We start from the raw sequence: 16531 nt of genomic DNA on the forward strand, positions 1-16531 counted from the left end.
GTCAGCGCCGGGCGTAGGAGCGGGTCAGCAGCACCTTGCCCTTGGCCGGCGTATGGGCATCGACGCAGGTGGCATCGACGACGTACGCCTGGACGAGGCTTGGATCGGTGGGGTGCGGAAGCACTACGAGGTAGGCCTTCGCGCCGTTGTACGTCCCTTGCTCCGAAGCCAGCGCATTGTCCCGTCCAATTCCTGCCTGGATGCACTGCGGCACGTTGACGATGGCCAGGTCCTTGGGGGAATTGGACTGGACGCCGAGGGAAGGCGTCGCCGGCTTTTCGTTCGGTGAGCGGTCCGACCCGGAACTGGAACCGGAACCCGGGACGAGGAGCGAGTGCACCTTCTGCTCAAGCCCGGCTGCTGCGAAGGAATCGTCGGCCTTCTTCGCTGAAGCCGAACTGTCGCTTGCCGAAGGGTTCACCGCCGACTGCTGCAGCAGGAACACACCTGCCCCGATCACAGCAGCGCCGAAAGCCGCTCCGAGTACGGCGTTGCGACGGCGGCGCCGGGCCGGATGGGAGCGACCCGGCCCGGTGGCCGCACTGGATCGTCCTGCGGGCCGGTCCGCCACCGGGGCGTCCGTCGGCTGAGAAGCGGGCGCTGTTTCACGTGAAACATGCGTTGCCTCAGCAGGAGCTGAGGCGTTCAGGAGTGCTTCGGCGGCCAGCGCGGCATCGATCCGGCCCGCGACGTCGTCCGGCATGCGCTGTGGCCCGGGCAGAGTGCCCAGCAGGCTGCGGATTTCGTCCAGGGAGACGCGTACCTCGGCGCAGAGCGTGCACTCGTCGAGGTGTCGCCGTACGTCGGCGGTCCGGGACGGAGGCAGGAGGCCTTCGGTGAGATCGGAGATCTCCGAGACTTCCGGGTGCTGAGTCGTGTCGGCCGTAGATGTCACGCGCGCCCACCCCCGCCCTTCGCAGCTGCCGGATCGCTTGGTCCTGCGTCCCGTGGTCCCGATGCCGGTGGTGGGACGGATGTCCCTCGCGTCCGGTTCCTTCCCCCGTCGGTCCCGGGGGCATCCCCCGCATCTGTACGCAGATGGGTGAGCAGGGGCAGCAGTCTGGCTCTGCCGCGGGCGCAGCGGCTCTTCACGGTGCCTGTCGGTACGTCCAGCATGCGAGCTGCCTCCGCCACGGGGTATCCCTGCATGTCGACCAGCACGAGTGCGGCTCTCTGCTCGGCGGGGAGGGTCCCCAGGGCCTCCAGCAACTCTCGATGAAGGTCCTGGCGGACCGCGGGTGCCTCGGCGGACTCGTGGGGCTCCAGCAGCTGCTCGAGCCGCTCGGTGTCGTCCATGGGCGAGGTCTTGCGGGAGGCCGCTTTGCGGGCCCGGTCCAGACAGGCGTTCACGGTGATCCGGTGGAGCCAGGTGGTGACGGCCGACTGGCCCCGGAAGGTGTGGGCGGCACGGTAGGCGGAGACCAGGGCGTCCTGGACGGCGTCAGCGGCTTCCTCGCGGTCCCCCAGGGTCCGCAGCGCGACCGCCCAGAGGCGGTCGCGGTGGCGGCGTACGAGTTCACCGAAGGCGTCGGGGTCACCGGCGACATGGGCAGCCAGGAGCTCCTGGTCGCCTGTGGCGCCGAGCGCGGCGTCGTCCAACGGTGAGCCCCCTCCCCTGACGGCTTGATCAGCCGGTGAACTTCACATCCGTTATGGCCTGCTTGAATCCGGCGCCGCTGTACTGGTCGCCCGCCGAATACGGCATTGCTGTGATCCAGACCAGAACGTACTGGGTGGTGACCTTCTGGTTGGCCTTGAGCTGCGCGGTGGTCCCCGAGGTGTCGGTGGACGCGAACTTCTTCATCTTGTTCAGCGGAGCCGACGAGGAGAGCGAGTTCGCTGCGTACAGGGAGACCGTTGTGTGGTCGCCGCCGTAGTGGAGCTGTATCGACGCGGCCGTGACGTCCTTGGCCGAGCCGAGGTCGTAGACCACGCCGACGCCCTTCTTGAAGGGGGCCAGCTTGGGTCCGGCGTGGAAGGAGTAGGTGCGCCAGTACGTGGAGCTCTTTCCGTCGTACGTCTTCGCGACGTCGCCGGGGTGCTGAGCCTTGCCGTCCGGGTAGTACTCCGCGGCGTCCTTCACGGTCAGCGGCTGGGTGTTCTTGTCGCCGTCGCTGCCGCTCCCGCCGCCGTTCGTGCGAGAGGTGCCCGGGTCGTCGGACTTCTTGCTTCGGTCCAGGAGCGTGTCCGCGAGCTGCCAGCTCCCCAGGCCGAGCGCGGCGATCAGAAGCGCCGACACGCCCCATTTGAGGGCCCTGCCGGTACGGCTCTGCAGAGGGGCGGGCGGGGCGGCCACGGCCTGTGTGACACCGGGGCCGGTCCCGGCCGCGGTGCGGCCGTACGTGCCCTGCTGGTACGTGGTGCGCTGGTACTCGGGGGGCGGGGTGAAGGTGGGCTCCGGCGGGCGGATGCGCGGCATCTCCCCGACGGCCTTGGCCAGCTCGTCGGGCGTGGTGCAGGGCGGTTCCTGGCGGGAGGCGGTGGCACCGTCGTTGGCCAGGGCACGCATGGCGAGCTCGGCAAGCCCGCGGTGGACTCCGGCCCGTACCTGGTCCGGCGGGATCAGGCCGACGCCCTTGGGCAGGCCGGAAAGACCGTAGGCGTCCGTCTCGTACGGCCAGCGCTGGGTCAGCGCGGCGTAGAGCAGGGCGCCGATGGCTTCGGTGTCGGTGCGCTGAGGGGTGTCGGAGCTGATGCCGCGCAGGGCGGCATTCACCGCGAGCCCGCGGATGCGGTACTGGCCGGTGGATGTCCGCAGCACGGCGCTGGGCGTGAGCCGGAGGTGGGCCAGGCCCTCACGGTGCGCTGCGGCCATGGCCTGGGAGACCTGGCTGACGAGCTGGTACGCGTCGTGTGCTTCCAGCGCGCCGGCGGCGAGAACCGCGGTCAGTTCCGTGGCGTCCGGCATCCACTCGTGGACGACGTAGACGAGGTCGTTCTCCTCGACAGCGTCCAGGACCTGCACGAAGCGCGGGTCGCCGAGCAGTGCGGAGGAGCGGGCCGCTGCCAGGACGGACCGGGCCCGCGGGTGGTCGGCGGGAAGAAGGTGTACTCCGACGGCACGGCGGAGTTTCTCGTCCACCGCACGCCAACTGCTGAAACCGTCCAGACGGGTGACGCACTCCTCGAGCCGGTAGCGTCTGGCCAGCTTGTGGCCGCTGTGCAGCTCGGGCGTCGCGACCGAAGGCTCAGGGCTCTTCTGTTCGCTCTCGGTGTCCTGCGTGCTCTTGTCAGCCGTGTCGTGGGACTCCGCCAACCCGTCGGCCGTGGCCTTCTCCGCCTTGGCGGACAGCGGCTCATCGCCGCTGTTGTCGGCCACGTCGACGGCAGCTGTGCTTCGTTCCGCCACCGTCGTTCCTGCCTCCCCATCCGTTGCGCGCTGTCAGCCAGTCTGCAAAGCCACGCCAATTGTGCCCACAGTCCGGCGCTATGCACGACACACGGCGACGGACGATGGTTGTGCGCTTCTTCCCGGGATCAGCGCCCGAGACGCCCGCGCACCATGGAGACCATGGAATTCAGCTCCGCGATGCGCATGCGCTTGGCGGCGATGAAAAACACACCCAGGAGCACGATTCCGCCGACGATCAGCGCAGCCAGCGAGGCGAAAGCCCCGTGGCCCAGCGCCCGGGTGATGGCGAGGCCCACCGCGCCGCCGAGGAGCGCTGCCGGGATGGAGGCCAGGGAGAGGCGTGCGTAGGTCCGCAGGATGTGTGTGCCGTCCAGGTCGCCGCCGAGGCGCCTGCTGAGCCTGCGCCAGGCCACACCCACACCGACGGCGTAGGCGAGGCCGTACGAGGCGGCCATGCCGACGACGGCCCACTGGGCCGGGAGGACGACGAAGCAGAGCGTGGAGGCTGCCGCGTTGACGGCGGCCACGATGACGGTGTTGTAGAAGGGCGTGCGAGTGTCCTCGTAGGCGTAGAAGCCGCGCAGGACGACGTACTGGACCGAGTACGGGATGAGGCCCAGGCCGAAGGCCATCAGGACGTAGCCCATCGACTGCGAGGCCTGTACGCCGCTGGAGGAGAAGAGCAGGGTGCACATCGGGACGCCCAGGGCGAGGAACGCGAAGGAGACCGGGACGATCGCCACCGCGGAGTTCCGCAGGCCCTGGGAGATGTCGTCGCGGACCGCGCCCGGGTCGCCGTCGTGGGCAGCACGCGAGATGCGCGGCAGCAGGGCGGCCATGACGGAGACGGTGATGATCGCCTGGGGCATGCCCCAGATGAGCTGTGCGTTGGAGTACGCCATGATGCCGGCGCCGTCCCGGCCCGAGGCCTGACCGGCTGCGGTGGCGAGCTGGGTGACCACCAGGACGCCCGCCTGGTTGGCGAGGACGAACAGGACGGTCCACTTGGCGAGCTTCACCGCCTTGCCCAGGCCGTGGCCGCGCCAGTCGAAGCGGGGGCGGAAGCGGAAGCCTGCCTCGCGTAGGTACGGGATCATCGCCAGCGCCTGGACGACGAGGCCGAGCAGGGTGCCGATGCCCAGCAGCCGGATGCCGTCGGCCGGGATGGTCTCCACGCCCATGCGGGACTCGGCGGAGGTGCCGTAGACCCAGATGAAGAGGCCGAAGGTGGAGATCATCACGATGTTGTTGAGGACCGGGGTCCACATCATCGCGCCGAACTTGCCGCGGGCGTTGAGGATCTGGCCCATCACCACGTGCACACCCATGAAGAAGATGGTGGGCAGGCAGTAGCGGGCGAAGGTGACGGCGACGCTGTTGGCCGGCGGGTCGTTGGCGATCGTCGACGACATGAGGTGGATGAGCAGCGGCGCCGCGAAGACCGCCACGGCGACGATCACGCCGAGCGCGACCATGACGAGGGTGAGCAGGCGGTTGGCGTAGGCCTCGCCGCCGTCCTCGTCCTCCTTCATCGAGCGCACCAGCTGGGGTACGAACACGGAGTTGAGGCCGCCGCCGACGGTCAGGATGTAGATCATCGTCGGCAGGGTGTACGCCACGGTGAAGGCGTCACCGAGGGTCGCCGCACCGAGGGCGGCGGTGATGACCATGGTGCGTACGAAGCCGGTGAGGCGGGAGACCAGCGTGCCCGCGGCCATCACCGCGCTCGACTTGAGCAGGCCCGACGCGCGGCCGCCGGACTTCGGCGGGGCGGGTGCGGCGGGCTCGGGTTCGGGGGTGGGGCCCGGGGTGGGCGCCGTGCCCTGCTGGTCGCGGAAGAGATAGGCGAAGGCGTCCTGCTCGTCCGGGCGTTCGGCGGCCTGGCTGACCAGGTCGTCCAGGCCCACGAACTGGGTCGTCGCGTCGTCGCCGTACGGGAGGTAGCGGGAGGGGCCCTCGGGCTCCGGGGGCGGGGTCTGCGCCCACACCTGGGGGTTCGGGGCGTACTGCGGTGCGGCCGGCTGCTGGTAGAGCTGCTGGGGCTCCGCCCAGGTGCCGGGGGGCGGCGGCGGGTGCGCGGCCTGGTCGTAGAGCGCCTCGGTCACCGGGTCCTGGGCGGTGAGGTCCTGGGACCGGTAGGGGTCGTGGTCGTACGCGTCCTGGAGATAGGGGTCCTGGGCGTACGCGTCCTGGGGATACGGGGGCTGCTGGGCGTACGGATCCTGGACGTACGGGGGCTGGGCGTACGGGTCCTGGGCAGGCGGCGGTGGAACCTGTCCCGCCGGATCTCCACCGCCGGCACCCTGGCCGCGGTCACCGTCGTACGGCGCGTTCATCGGTACCCCACCTCATCGTCCCCGGCCGACCGGCCACGACATCGATCGCTCAACGGTCCACCTTCTCACTCGCGCCCGCGGGGTCCCCGCTTTCCGGACGGGTGTCCGGGGTCGGGTCACCCGGCTGCTCGGGGATGTCACCCTCGGCTGCTGCCCCACGGGCGGCGTTGCGCTTGCGCTGGGTGTACATCCGCACGCCTGCGAGGAGCAGCAGGAGTACGCCGCCGCCGATGACCAGCATGACGTTCGCGGGCATCTCGGAGACGTTGACGGTGAACGGCATCGCCTCGCCGTACGGCGTTCCGTCCTCGGTGTAGAGCTGTGCGTAGACCTTGATGGGGCCGTTCGCGTTGGCGGTGGTGGTGAATTTCACCGTCTGGCTGTGGCCGCCGTCGACATTCACCTGCTGTTCGACGAGGGCGTCCTTGGACTTCCCCACATGGAGTCGGGTCGGGTTCTCGGACGTCAGACGCAGCTTCAGATGACCGACGGGCTGGACGAGCTTGTTCTGGATGGTCACCGGGATGGTCGCGCTGCGCCCCGAGAGCGTCATGTCCGACTTCTGGACGAGCTGGACCTGACCGGTGAGGGTCGTCAGGAAGTTCTGCACCCCGGTGCGGTACGCGATGCCGTCCTGGGCGCGGCCGCGCCAGGAGGTCGACAGTTCGCGGTTGATCGCGTTGCCGAAGGGAGTGATCACCCGGTCGGGCAGGGTGAGGACGACCTTGAAGCTGTCGAGGCCGGCCTGGGCGGCCCTGACGTCCTGGAACGCCTGCACCGGCAGTTCTTGGGAGCGCAGGGAGCGGGGGTACGCGGACGCGGCGGGCACCCGCGTCGTGGCGTGGGCATCGGGCGTGGCCTTCGCCGCGGTGACGAGGTCGCTCGCCCGGGTCCAGCGCTCGGGGTCGAGGGAGTGCAGTGCTGCGGCCATCGACTGGGCCTGGGAGACCGAGGGCATCCGCTGCGGGGCGACGACGATGCTGCGCTGCTTCTCGGTGTCCTGAAGGGTGAGCGCCAGGGTCTGAGCGAGGAAGTTCTGCACGGCGAGCGTCGAGGTGTCGGCCTTCGACATGTCGCCCTGGAAGGCCGTGGAGAGCCTGGCGTCGGCCACTACGGCGGTGGTGCCGCTGCCGATCGGGCGGGCCGCCGTGGGCGTGTACGGGAGGCCGGCCGTCTCCTGAAGGCTGTCACTCCGCGCGATCACGTTGTGCGCACCGGCGGAGGTCGCCACGTCGATGATCGACGGGTCCACCGCACCGTTCACCGGCCAGGCGAAGTCGGTGGACGGCTTGACGTGCAGGACCGTCTCCACGGTCGAGGCGGCCAGCTCGGTGGCGCGCTGGAGGTGACTCAGCGAGCCGGGCACGTTCTTGCCTCGGTGGGCGAGCGAGGCGAGGTCCGGATCGGCGAAGGGCAGCGCGACGACCTTCTGGCCCTGCACGGCTGCTTCCAGGGCGCTCATCCACTTCTTGGCGATGGTCTGGTTCTTGCCCGCGACCGTCGTGTCACCGGACTTGATCTGGTAGGTCCTGGTCATGGCGTCGACGGTGGCGAGCAGGTTCGGGTCGATCACCCAGGTGACGGGCAGGGTGCTGCCCAGCGAGACCATCTGCTCCAGCCGCCCGCCGGGGGCGAGGTCGGCGGCCAGCTTGTCGTCGGAGAAGACCGGCGTCTGCTGCTCGTCGGAGCCCGTTTCGGCCGTGAGGTGGGTCGAGGCCGTCAGCGGCCAGAGATAGCTGAGCTGGGTCTTCTTGTCCTGGGCGTCGGGCTGCCAGGGGAGGAAGGTCCGCTGGATGCCGAGTACCTGTTCGTACTGGGCGTCGGCGGTCTCCCCGAAGAGGGTGACGCCGAGCTGATAGACCCCGTCCTCGCCGAGATCCAGCTTGCTGACCGGGACGGAGAGGGTGAAGTCCTGGCTGATGCCGCCGGCCAGTTTCGGGAACTTGACCGTGTACTTGCCGCCGATCTCCACCGGGTCGACGCCCGGTGTGTACCCGGTGCGCTTCGCGGCGTCGTCGAGCGCGGACCGGCTGGAGAGCCTGGGACCCACGCTGAGCCCGATGTGCGCCTCGGTGACGGCCTGCTTGCCCCTGTTGGTCACCGTGCCGGTGAAGGTGACCGTGTCGCCCGTCACGGGGGCACTGGGAGACAGGGAGCCGAGGGAGACGTCGACCGTGCTGGAACCGGACACGTCTTCCGCCGCCTGGGCTGGACCGGCGGAAGAACCGCAGATCAGGACCGCTGCGAGAGGGGCTCCGACAAGTGCCGCTGCCGTGCGCCTCAGCCACCGGCGGGCAGGTGAGGGAGCCGTCCCCTGGAAGTCTGCCGCCTCGGCCACGCGCTCGCCCGTCCCTCGTCGTCGTTCAGTGGTCGTCGGTTGTGCGTCCACGCATGGTAACGAGGCCCACTGTGGCGAAGTGCCGCGGACTGTTCTACATGATCGGAAGAGTGACCGGGGCGGCACGGGAACTGGGACGCTTCGGCAGCTGGGGCCACGTACCCTTTTCTGTTGTGCCGAATGCCAACGAAGACAATCCCAGTGCCCTGAGCCAGGTGCAGCACCGTGCGGTCAGTGAACTGCTGCGGGTGTCCCCGGTCGCCGACGACCTCGCCCGCCGTTTCCAGGAGGCCGGGTTCAGCCTCGCGCTGGTCGGTGGCTCGGTCAGGGACGCGCTGCTCGGCCGGCTCGGCAATGACCTGGACTTCACGACCGATGCGCGGCCCGAGGACGTACTGAAGATCGTCCGGCCGTGGGCGGACTCGGTGTGGGAGGTCGGGATCGCCTTCGGGACGGTGGGCTGCCAGAAGCAGAGCTACCAGATCGAGGTCACGACGTACCGGTCCGAGGCGTACGACCGGACCTCGCGCAAGCCCGAGGTGTCCTACGGCGACTCCATCGAGGAAGACCTGGTCCGCCGGGACTTCACCGTCAACGCGATGGCTGTCGCGCTGCCGGAGAAGGAGTTCATCGATCCGCACAACGGGCTCGGGGACCTTGCCGGGAAGGTCTTGCGTACGCCGGGCACCCCGGAGGACTCGTTCTCCGACGACCCTCTGCGCATGATGCGGGCGGCACGCTTCGCCGCGCAGCTGGACTTCGAGGTGGCCCCCGAGGTCGTCGCCGCGATGACGGCGATGGCCGACCGCATCGAGATCGTCTCGGCCGAGCGAGTGCGTGACGAGCTCAACAAGCTGCTGCTGTCGGAGAATCCGCGCAAGGGGCTCGCGCTGCTCGTCGACACGGGTCTTGCCGCGTACGTCCTGCCCGAGCTTCCCGAGCTCCGGCTGGAGAGTGACGAACACCACCGTCACAAGGACGTCTACGAGCACTCCCTGACCGTGCTTGAGCAGGCCATCGACCTGGAGAAGGACGGGCCCGACCTGGTGCTGCGGCTGGCTGCGCTGCTGCATGACATCGGCAAGCCGAAGACCCGCCGCTTCGAGCAGGACGGCCGCGTCTCCTTCCACCACCACGAGGTGGTGGGGGCGAAGCTGACCAAGAAGCGCATGACCGCGCTCAAGTACTCCAACGACATGGTCAAGGACGTCACCAAGCTGGTCGAGCTGCACCTGCGGTTCCACGGCTACGGGACCGGGGAGTGGACCGATTCCGCCGTACGACGGTACGTGCGCGATGCGGGGCCGCTGCTGGAGCGGCTGCACAAGCTGACCCGCTCGGACTGCACCACGCGCAACAAGCGCAAGGCGAACGCCCTGTCGCGGGCGTACGACGGGCTCGAGGAACGGATCGCGCAGCTGCAGGAGCAGGAGGAGCTGGACTCGATCCGGCCCGACCTGGACGGCAACCAGATCATGGAGATTCTGGGGGTCAGCCCCGGGCCTGTGATCGGCAACGCGTACAAGTTCCTGCTGGAGCTGCGGCTGGAGAACGGGCCGATGGAGCATGAGGCGGCGGTTGCGGCGCTCAAGGAGTGGTGGGCCGCGCAGCAGGGCTGAGTCATGTTTCACGTGAAACATGACCGGGCGACGGCATGCCGGAGGGGCGGTGTTTCACGTGAAACACCGCCCCTCCGTGTGCGCGGACTACTTCTTGTAGTCCGCGAGGCAGAGCGTGAAGGAGTCCTTGCCGCTCTCGCGGTACTGCGAGTACTTCGTGCGGTCGCAGTCCCCCGAGCCGTCCTTCTTCTCGGCAACCTTGTATTTGGCCTTGGCGTCGCCGCAGTCCACGACCTCAAGATCCGGGTCAGTGGCGCTGTCCGGGTTGCTGATGCTCATGCAGTCGCCGACCTTGGCGGTGTCCGCGTCGTCGCGGCTCGCGACCCAGCCGACTATCGCCATGATCGCGACGATTACAACAAGGCCGATGGTCTTGAACCTCTTGAACGCGCTGGGTCGTGTCGGCGTACCCATGGGCGCCTGCGGAATCGGGCCACCCTGGTTCATGTAGGGCGACTGCTGCGGCGGGACCCCCGGCTGCTGCTGGCCGTACGGGTTGCCGCCCTGGGGCTGCTGGCCGTATGGGTTGGCGGGCTGCTGCGCGTACGGGTTCTGGCCCTGCGGCGGCGGTGTGGACATGGTGGAGGTCCCCCTAGGAAAGGCGCACTGGCGCGTCGTTGACGCCCGTAAGTTACCGGGCCCATTCGGGGTTACTGATACCTGGAGGGGCTCTGTGGCTTTGATGTGACACTTACGCGCGGCGAAAGCGGGCCATAAGTGCAGCAACTGCCGCGTAGATGAAGGCAACTGTGACGACGAGCGGGACCGATTTCCCGTCGGGCGGGAGCATCAGTGCCGCCACCGCCGCTGCTCCCACGAAGGCGACGTTGAAGAGGACGTCGTAGAGGGAGAAGACGCGGCCCCGATAGGCGTCGTCGACCGAGGACTGGACCACCGTGTCCGTGGAGATCTTCGCGCCCTGGGTGACCAGGCCCAGGACGAACGCGGCGACCAGCATCGGCACGGGCTCGAAGGGCAGGCCGAGTGCCGGTTCCAGTACGGCCGCCGAACCCGCGCAGACCGCGATCCAGCCGTACGGGCCGAATCGGCCCACCGCCCAAGGGGTCACCACCGCCGCGACGAAGAATCCCGCGCCCGAGATCCCGAGCGCGAGGCCGAGAAGCGCCAGGCCGTCGGACTCGTCCGTGGTCCACGCGTACCGGCACAGCATCAGCACCATCACCGTCAGCGCTCCGTAGCAGAAGCGCATCAGCGTCATCGCGGCCAGCGCGCGGGACGCCGGGCGGCGTTCGGCGAGGTGGCGGACGCCGGCGGCCAGGCCCTGCGCCGTGGAGGCCAGAGCGGCGGCCAGGCGGGGCTGGAGCAACTCCTGGTCGGGGCCGAGGAGTTCGCGGGACATCCGGAGCGAGGACAGCGCTGCACAGAGGTACAGGAGGGCGCCCAGCAGCACCACGGCGGCGTCGGAGTCCGCGGCCAGCACCCGTACGGCCAGGGCCAGTCCGCCGCCGAGGGTCGCGGCGAGGGTGCCCGCCGTAGGGGAGAGGGAGTTGGCGATGACGAGCCGGCCGGGATCGACGACGCGGGGCAGCGCGGCCGAAAGACCGGACAGGACAAAGCGGTTGACCGCGGTGACGCTCAGGGCCGAGGCGTAGAAGAGCCAGTCGGGGGCGGAGGCGACGATCAGCAGGGCCGTGCCCGTCGCCATGGCGGCCCGCAGCAGATTTCCGTAGAGGAAGACCTGGCGGCGCTGCCAGCGGTCCAGGAGGACGCCGGCGAACGGGCCGATCAGGGAGTACGGGAGGAGCAGGACCGCCATCGCGGAGGCGATGGCGGCGGGAGAGGTCTGCTTCTCGGGGGAGAAGACCACATAGGTGGCGAGCGCTACCTGGTAGACGCCGTCGGCCGACTGGGAGAGCAGCCGAAGCGCCAGCAGCCGCCGGAATCCGGACAGACGCAGCAGTACGCGCAGATCACGGACGACGGCCATAGCCGCAAGGGTCACATACGGAGAGGGTCCCCGGGCGGATTGCCCGGGGACCCTCAACGATCAGTCGGTGGTGGAGCTTTAGCGCTCGACCTCGCCCTTGATGAACTTCTCGACGTTCTCGAAGGCCTCGTCGTCGAAGTACTGAACCGGCGGGGACTTCATGAAGTACGAGGACGCGGAGAGGATCGGGCCGCCGATGCCGCGGTCCTTGGCGATCTTCGCGGCGCGCACGGCGTCGATGATGACACCCGCGGAGTTCGGGGAGTCCCACACCTCGAGCTTGTACTCGAGGTTCAGCGGGACGTCGCCGAAGGCGCGGCCCTCGAGGCGGACGTACGCCCACTTGCGGTCGTCGAGCCAGGCCACGTAGTCCGACGGACCGATGTGGACGTTGTTCTCGCCCAGCTCGCGGTCGCGGATCTGCGAGGTGACGGCCTGCGTCTTCGAGATCTTCTTGGACTCGAGGCGGTCACGCTCGAGCATGTTCTTGAAGTCCATGTTGCCGCCGACGTTCAGCTGCATGGTGCGCTCGAGGCGGACACCGCGGTCTTCGAAGAGCTTGGCCATCACGCGGTGCGTGATGGTGGCGCCGACCTGCGACTTGATGTCGTCGCCGACGATCGGGACGCCCGCCTCGGTGAACTTGTCCGCCCACTCCTTGGTGCCGGCGATGAAGACCGGAAGCGCGTTGACGAAGGCGACCTTGGCGTCGATGGCGCACTGCGCGTAGAACTTCGCAGCGACCTCGGAACCGACGGGCAGGTAGCAGACGAGGACGTCGACCTGCTGGTCCTTGAGGACCTGGACGACGTCGACGGGGGCCTCGGAGGACTCCTCGATCGTCATGCGGTAGTACTTGCCGAGACCATCGTGCGTGTGACCGCGCTGGACCGTGATGCCCTTGTTCGGGACGTCACAGATCTTGATGGTGTTGTTCTCGCTGGCACCGATGGCGTCCGAGAGGTCGAGGCCGACCTTCTTCGCGTCGACATCGAAGGCGGCGACGAACTCGACGTCACCCACGTGGTAGTCGCCGAACTGGACGTGCATCAGACCCGGCACCTTGGCCTTGGGGTCAGCGTCCTTGTAGTACTCGACGCCCTGGACCAGCGAGGCGGCGCAGTTGCCCACGCCGACGATGGCTACGCGAACCGAACCCATTCCGGTGGCTCCCTGTGTGATTTCAGTGGATGAGGGCCTGCTGACTGCAGGGCCTCGCTTACTTGGTGTCTTCGGACGGATCCGGCGGGGTGGCACCCCGGTGCCGGGGCAGGCCGCCCGCATCTCCTGATGTGTCCTGCTGAGCAGCGCCGGCGTCGGGGGATCGTCGCTGATCCCGGCCCGCCCGCTCGCTCTCGATGAGCTCGTTCAGCCAGCGCACTTCGCGCTCCACGGACTCCATGCCGTGCCGCTGCAGCTCAAGTGTGTAGTCGTCCAGGCGCTCGCGAGTCCGGGTCAGAGAGGCGCGCATCTTCTCCAGGCGCTCCTCGAGACGGCTGCGACGGCCCTCGAGCACCCGCATCCGCACTTCACGCTCCGTCTGCCCGAAGAAGGCGAAACGGGCTGCGAAGTGCTCGTCTTCCCAGGTGTCGGGACCGGTGTGCGAGAGCAGCTCCTCGAAGTGCTCCTTGCCGTCGGCCGTCAACCTGTAGACGATCTTGGCGCGGCGCCCTGCGAGTGAAGCGGCGAGTGCGTCCTCAGGGGCACTTCCCGGTTCCTCGATCAACCAGCCGTTGGCGACCAGCGTCTTGAGGCACGGGTAGAGGGTCCCGTAGCTGAAGGCCCTGAAGACCCCCAGCGAGGTGTTCAGCCGCTTGCGCAGCTCATAGCCGTGCATCGGGGACTCGCGGAGCAGGCCGAGTACGGCGAATTCGAGGATGCCTGAGCGTCTGCTCATCCCTCGCCCCCTCCGCCTGTCGCTGAACGCATCGAAGTCTTTATGCCGTGCTGATGTATCGAGTCGATACATCAGCACGATAGAACGGCCTTCCGGCTGGGGCAAGGGGGGTCATCGTGAACGGCGTCACATCACCAATTCGCAGCAGGCAACTTGCCTGATTTGGGGTGAACATCGGCACTCGGCAGGTTTTGACCGTGCGTAGTGTGTGCGCCATGCAGACCACAGGGAACCGAGTGACGCCTGGGGGCGTCAGCTGTCTCGGAACCAAGAGGTCCGTATGTCGGGGGGACCGGAACTCAACTGCCGCTTCCAGGCGATCTCGCCTGCCCGAGGAGTAGTCGTTCGATGAGCGAGCACCGTCGCAAACCGCCACAGCCGCAGGGTGGCGGTCGCGCCGCGGACAGGCGGGCTGCGCCGCAGCCCTCCGGCCGCCGCGCGGCACCTACGAGGTCCGCCCCCACCGGGTCGCCCTCCGGTTCGTACGGCGAGGAGCGTCCGTACGGCGGCCGCGCCGAAGCCAGGCGTGCCGCCCAGCGGGGTGGAGGCGGCGGCAGCCGCAGGCGCGGCGCACCCGAGGGCGGTCCTCAGGGGCCGAACGGGCCCGGAGGCCGTGGTGGTGGCCGCCGTGGTGGCGGCGGTGGCGGGCGCGGGGACGGTTTCGACGGTCCCGCAGGGCGCGGGCGCCGTCCGTCCAAGAAGCGGATGATCGACTATCCGAGGGCCAACAAGTACGGCTGGCGGCGCTGGATGCCGTCCTGGAAGCTCGTGACGGGCACCTGCATCGGCTTCACCGGCGTGCTGCTGGGTGCGGCCACGATCGCGTACGCCATGGTGAGCGTCCCGAACGTCGCGAAGACGGCCACCGCCCAGAACAACGTCTACTACTGGGCCGACGGCAGCCAGATGGTCGCGACCGGTGGCGAGGTCAACCGCCAGATCATTCCGTACGACCAGATTCCCAAGGAGATGCGGTTCGCCGTCATGTCCGCGGAGAACAAGACCTTCGAGACGGACAGCGGCATCGACCCGCAGGGCATCGCGCGCGCGCTTCTCAACATGGCCAAGGGGGGCGAGACCCAGGGCGGGTCGACGATCACCCAGCAGTACGTGAAGAACGCGCAGCTCGACGACCAGTCGCAGACGATCAGCCGCAAGTTCAAAGAGCTCTTCATCTCCATCAAGGTCGGGACGACCAGGGACAAGAAGGAGATCATGGCCGGGTACCTGAACACCGCGTACTACGGTCGTGGTGCTTACGGGATCCAGGCCGCGGCGCGGACGTACTTCCACACGGACGCCAAGAAGCTGAACGTGAGCCAGTGCGCCTTCCTGTCCTCGCTGCTCAAGGGCGCCACGTACTACGACCCGGCGGGCAACCCCGGGATCGACACGGAGGCGTCCGCCGAGCACAACACGATCAGGGTCACGGCGCGATGGAAGTGGACCCTCGACGAGATGGTCAAGGACGAGCGCATCAGCGCCGAGGACCGGGCCAAATACAAGACGCTGCCGCACGTCGACGGGCTGAAGAAGAACGCGCAGCTCAGCGGGCAGACCGGCTACCTGGTCGACCTCGCCAAGTCGTACGTCCAGAAGACCACCAAGATCTCGGCCAACGACCTCAGCAAGGGCGGGTACCAGATCTACACGACCTTCGACAAGAAGAAGGTCGAAGACCTGGAGGCAGCGGTCAAGAAGGTCCGCAAGGAAAAGAGCGACCCCAAGCGCGCCGAGGACAAGTACGTCCAGTTCGGCGGTGCCTCGGTGGATGTGAAGTCCGGCGCGATCGTCGCGATCTACGGCGGCGAGAACGCCACCACGCACTTCACCAACAACGCAGACGTGACCGGTGCTCAGGTCGGCTCGACCTTCAAGCCCTTCGTGCTCGCGGCTGCACTCCGGGACGGAAAGCGCGACCCGGACGACGGCTCCAAGCGGACCATCGTGTCGACGAAGAGTCTCTACAGCGGCAAGAACGACCTGAAGATCAAGAACTACGACGGCAGCATCTGGGAGGACAAGGACGGCAAGGAATGGCTGCAGGAGAACGACGACAAGCAGTCGGTCGGCAGGGCTCCTGACTACGCCATCGACCTGCGTGAGGCCATGCGGGAGTCGGTCAACTCGGCTTTCGTACAGCTCGGCATGGACGTGGGAACCGACAAGGTGAAGCAGGCGGCCGTAGACGCCGGCCTGACGGACGACCGGACCACCATGGCCAGCGACAGCGTCCCGTCCTTCTCCATCGGTACGTCCAGCCCCAGCGCCATCCGCATGGCCGGTGCGTACAGCACCTTCGCCAACAACGGCCAGCAGAACGAGCCGTTCTCCGTCAAGAGGGTCGCCCAGGACGGAGTGGACGTCTACAACCACGAGACGAAGACGAAGTCCGCCTTCTCCTCCGCGATCGCCAGCAACGTCACCGACGTACTGAAGACCGTGGTCGACAAGGGCACCGGCACCTCTGCCCAGCTTCCGGACGGCCGGGAGGTCGCAGGCAAGACCGGTACCACTGACGAGAACAAGTCCGCCTGGTTCGTCGGCTACACCCCGCAGTTGTCGACCGCCATCGACATGTACCGGCTGGACGACACCCACAAGGTCTCCGGGTTCCAGAAGATGTACGGCACCTTCGGCAAGGACAAGATCCACGGTGCCTCGTTCCCCGCGGAGATCTGGCACGACTACATGACGAAGGCGATGGCCGGCCAGCCGGAGCTTTCGTTCCCGTCGGCCGAGGATCTCGGTGAGGTCGTCTACGGCGGTGGCCTGTCGAGCCCCGAGCCGACGCCGACCATCGTCCCGACGCCCACCCCCTCGCCGACGCCGTCGATCCCGACCCCGTCCTTCACGCCGACGCCGACGCCGACCCCCACCTCCAGCTGCAGCAAGTGGGATTGGACCTGCAACGGCAACAGCACCACGCCCACGCCCTCGGCCACCACGAGCAGTCCGGGGAACAACGGCGGCAGCAACGGGAACGGCAACGGAGGAACCGGCGTCTTCGGTGGGACGACCGGCTAGCAGCCGGTCACCCC

General features: G+C 68.3%; 11 protein-coding genes. 2 read left to right on the forward strand and 9 right to left on the reverse strand.

The genetic code is table 11. From position 1 onward, the window contains the following. Position 1 precedes the first annotated feature (1 nt). From OG707_RS19595 to OG707_RS19615, 5 genes are all read right to left on the reverse strand, one after another. Positions 2–895, reverse strand: coding sequence for a hypothetical protein (locus tag OG707_RS19595; RefSeq protein ID WP_329120041.1), 894 nt, complete (start codon positions 893–895; stop codon positions 2–4). After that, positions 892–1599 (reverse strand): RNA polymerase sigma factor SigM, encoded by a 708-nt coding sequence (sigM, locus tag OG707_RS19600; RefSeq protein ID WP_329120043.1) that lies wholly within the window; start codon positions 1597–1599, stop codon positions 892–894. Before sigM ends, OG707_RS19595 begins: the two co-directional genes overlap by 4 nt. Before the next feature lie 28 nt (positions 1600–1627). Beyond that, entirely contained in the window at positions 1628–3349 is a 1722-nt protein-coding gene (locus OG707_RS19605; protein WP_329120045.1) for a protein kinase family protein, read from the reverse strand. A 128-nt stretch (positions 3350–3477) separates the two neighbouring features. After that, positions 3478–5688 (reverse strand): murein biosynthesis integral membrane protein MurJ, encoded by a 2211-nt coding sequence (gene murJ / locus OG707_RS19610; RefSeq protein ID WP_329120047.1) that lies wholly within the window; start codon positions 5686–5688, stop codon positions 3478–3480. 49 nt (positions 5689–5737) lie between these two features. Further along, positions 5738–8026, reverse strand: a complete 2289-nt coding sequence (locus tag OG707_RS19615; protein ID WP_329120049.1) for a DUF6049 family protein — start codon at positions 8024–8026, stop codon at positions 5738–5740. Between the two features lie 173 nt (positions 8027–8199). On the opposite strand from OG707_RS19615, the gene OG707_RS19620 reads away from it, so the two are divergent. Then, on the forward strand, positions 8200–9645 hold the full coding sequence (locus OG707_RS19620; protein ID WP_329120051.1) for a CCA tRNA nucleotidyltransferase: 1446 nt from the start codon (positions 8200–8202) through the stop codon (positions 9643–9645). 87 nt (positions 9646–9732) lie between these two features. On the opposite strand, the gene OG707_RS19625 is transcribed toward OG707_RS19620, so the two are convergent. From OG707_RS19625 to OG707_RS19640, 4 genes are all read right to left on the reverse strand, one after another. After that, the gene (locus OG707_RS19625) at positions 9733–10224 is read right to left on the reverse strand and encodes an LppU/SCO3897 family protein (protein ID WP_329120053.1); all 492 of its coding nucleotides are present in this window, start codon (positions 10222–10224) and stop codon (positions 9733–9735) included. Between the two features lie 112 nt (positions 10225–10336). After that, a complete protein-coding gene (locus OG707_RS19630; protein ID WP_329120055.1) occupies positions 10337–11593 on the reverse strand; it encodes an MFS transporter in 1257 nt (418 codons plus the stop codon). Positions 11594–11671: 78 nt separating this feature from the next. After that, a complete protein-coding gene (locus tag OG707_RS19635) occupies positions 11672–12754 on the reverse strand; it encodes an inositol-3-phosphate synthase (RefSeq protein WP_329120057.1) in 1083 nt (360 codons plus the stop codon). Positions 12755–12812: 58 nt separating this feature from the next. Next, positions 12813–13490: a PadR family transcriptional regulator gene (locus OG707_RS19640; protein WP_329120059.1), complete on the reverse strand. Its 678-nt coding sequence runs from the start codon at positions 13488–13490 to the stop codon at positions 12813–12815. A gap of 348 nt (positions 13491–13838) precedes the next feature. Between OG707_RS19640 and OG707_RS19645 the strand changes: the two genes are divergently transcribed. Continuing rightward, positions 13839–16517, forward strand: a complete 2679-nt coding sequence (locus OG707_RS19645; RefSeq protein WP_329120061.1) for a transglycosylase domain-containing protein — start codon at positions 13839–13841, stop codon at positions 16515–16517. Positions 16518–16531: the final 14 nt, after the last annotated feature.

The organism is Streptomyces sp. NBC_01465 (assembly GCF_036227325.1).
In the GTDB taxonomy this organism is placed as follows: domain Bacteria; phylum Actinomycetota; class Actinomycetes; order Streptomycetales; family Streptomycetaceae; genus Streptomyces.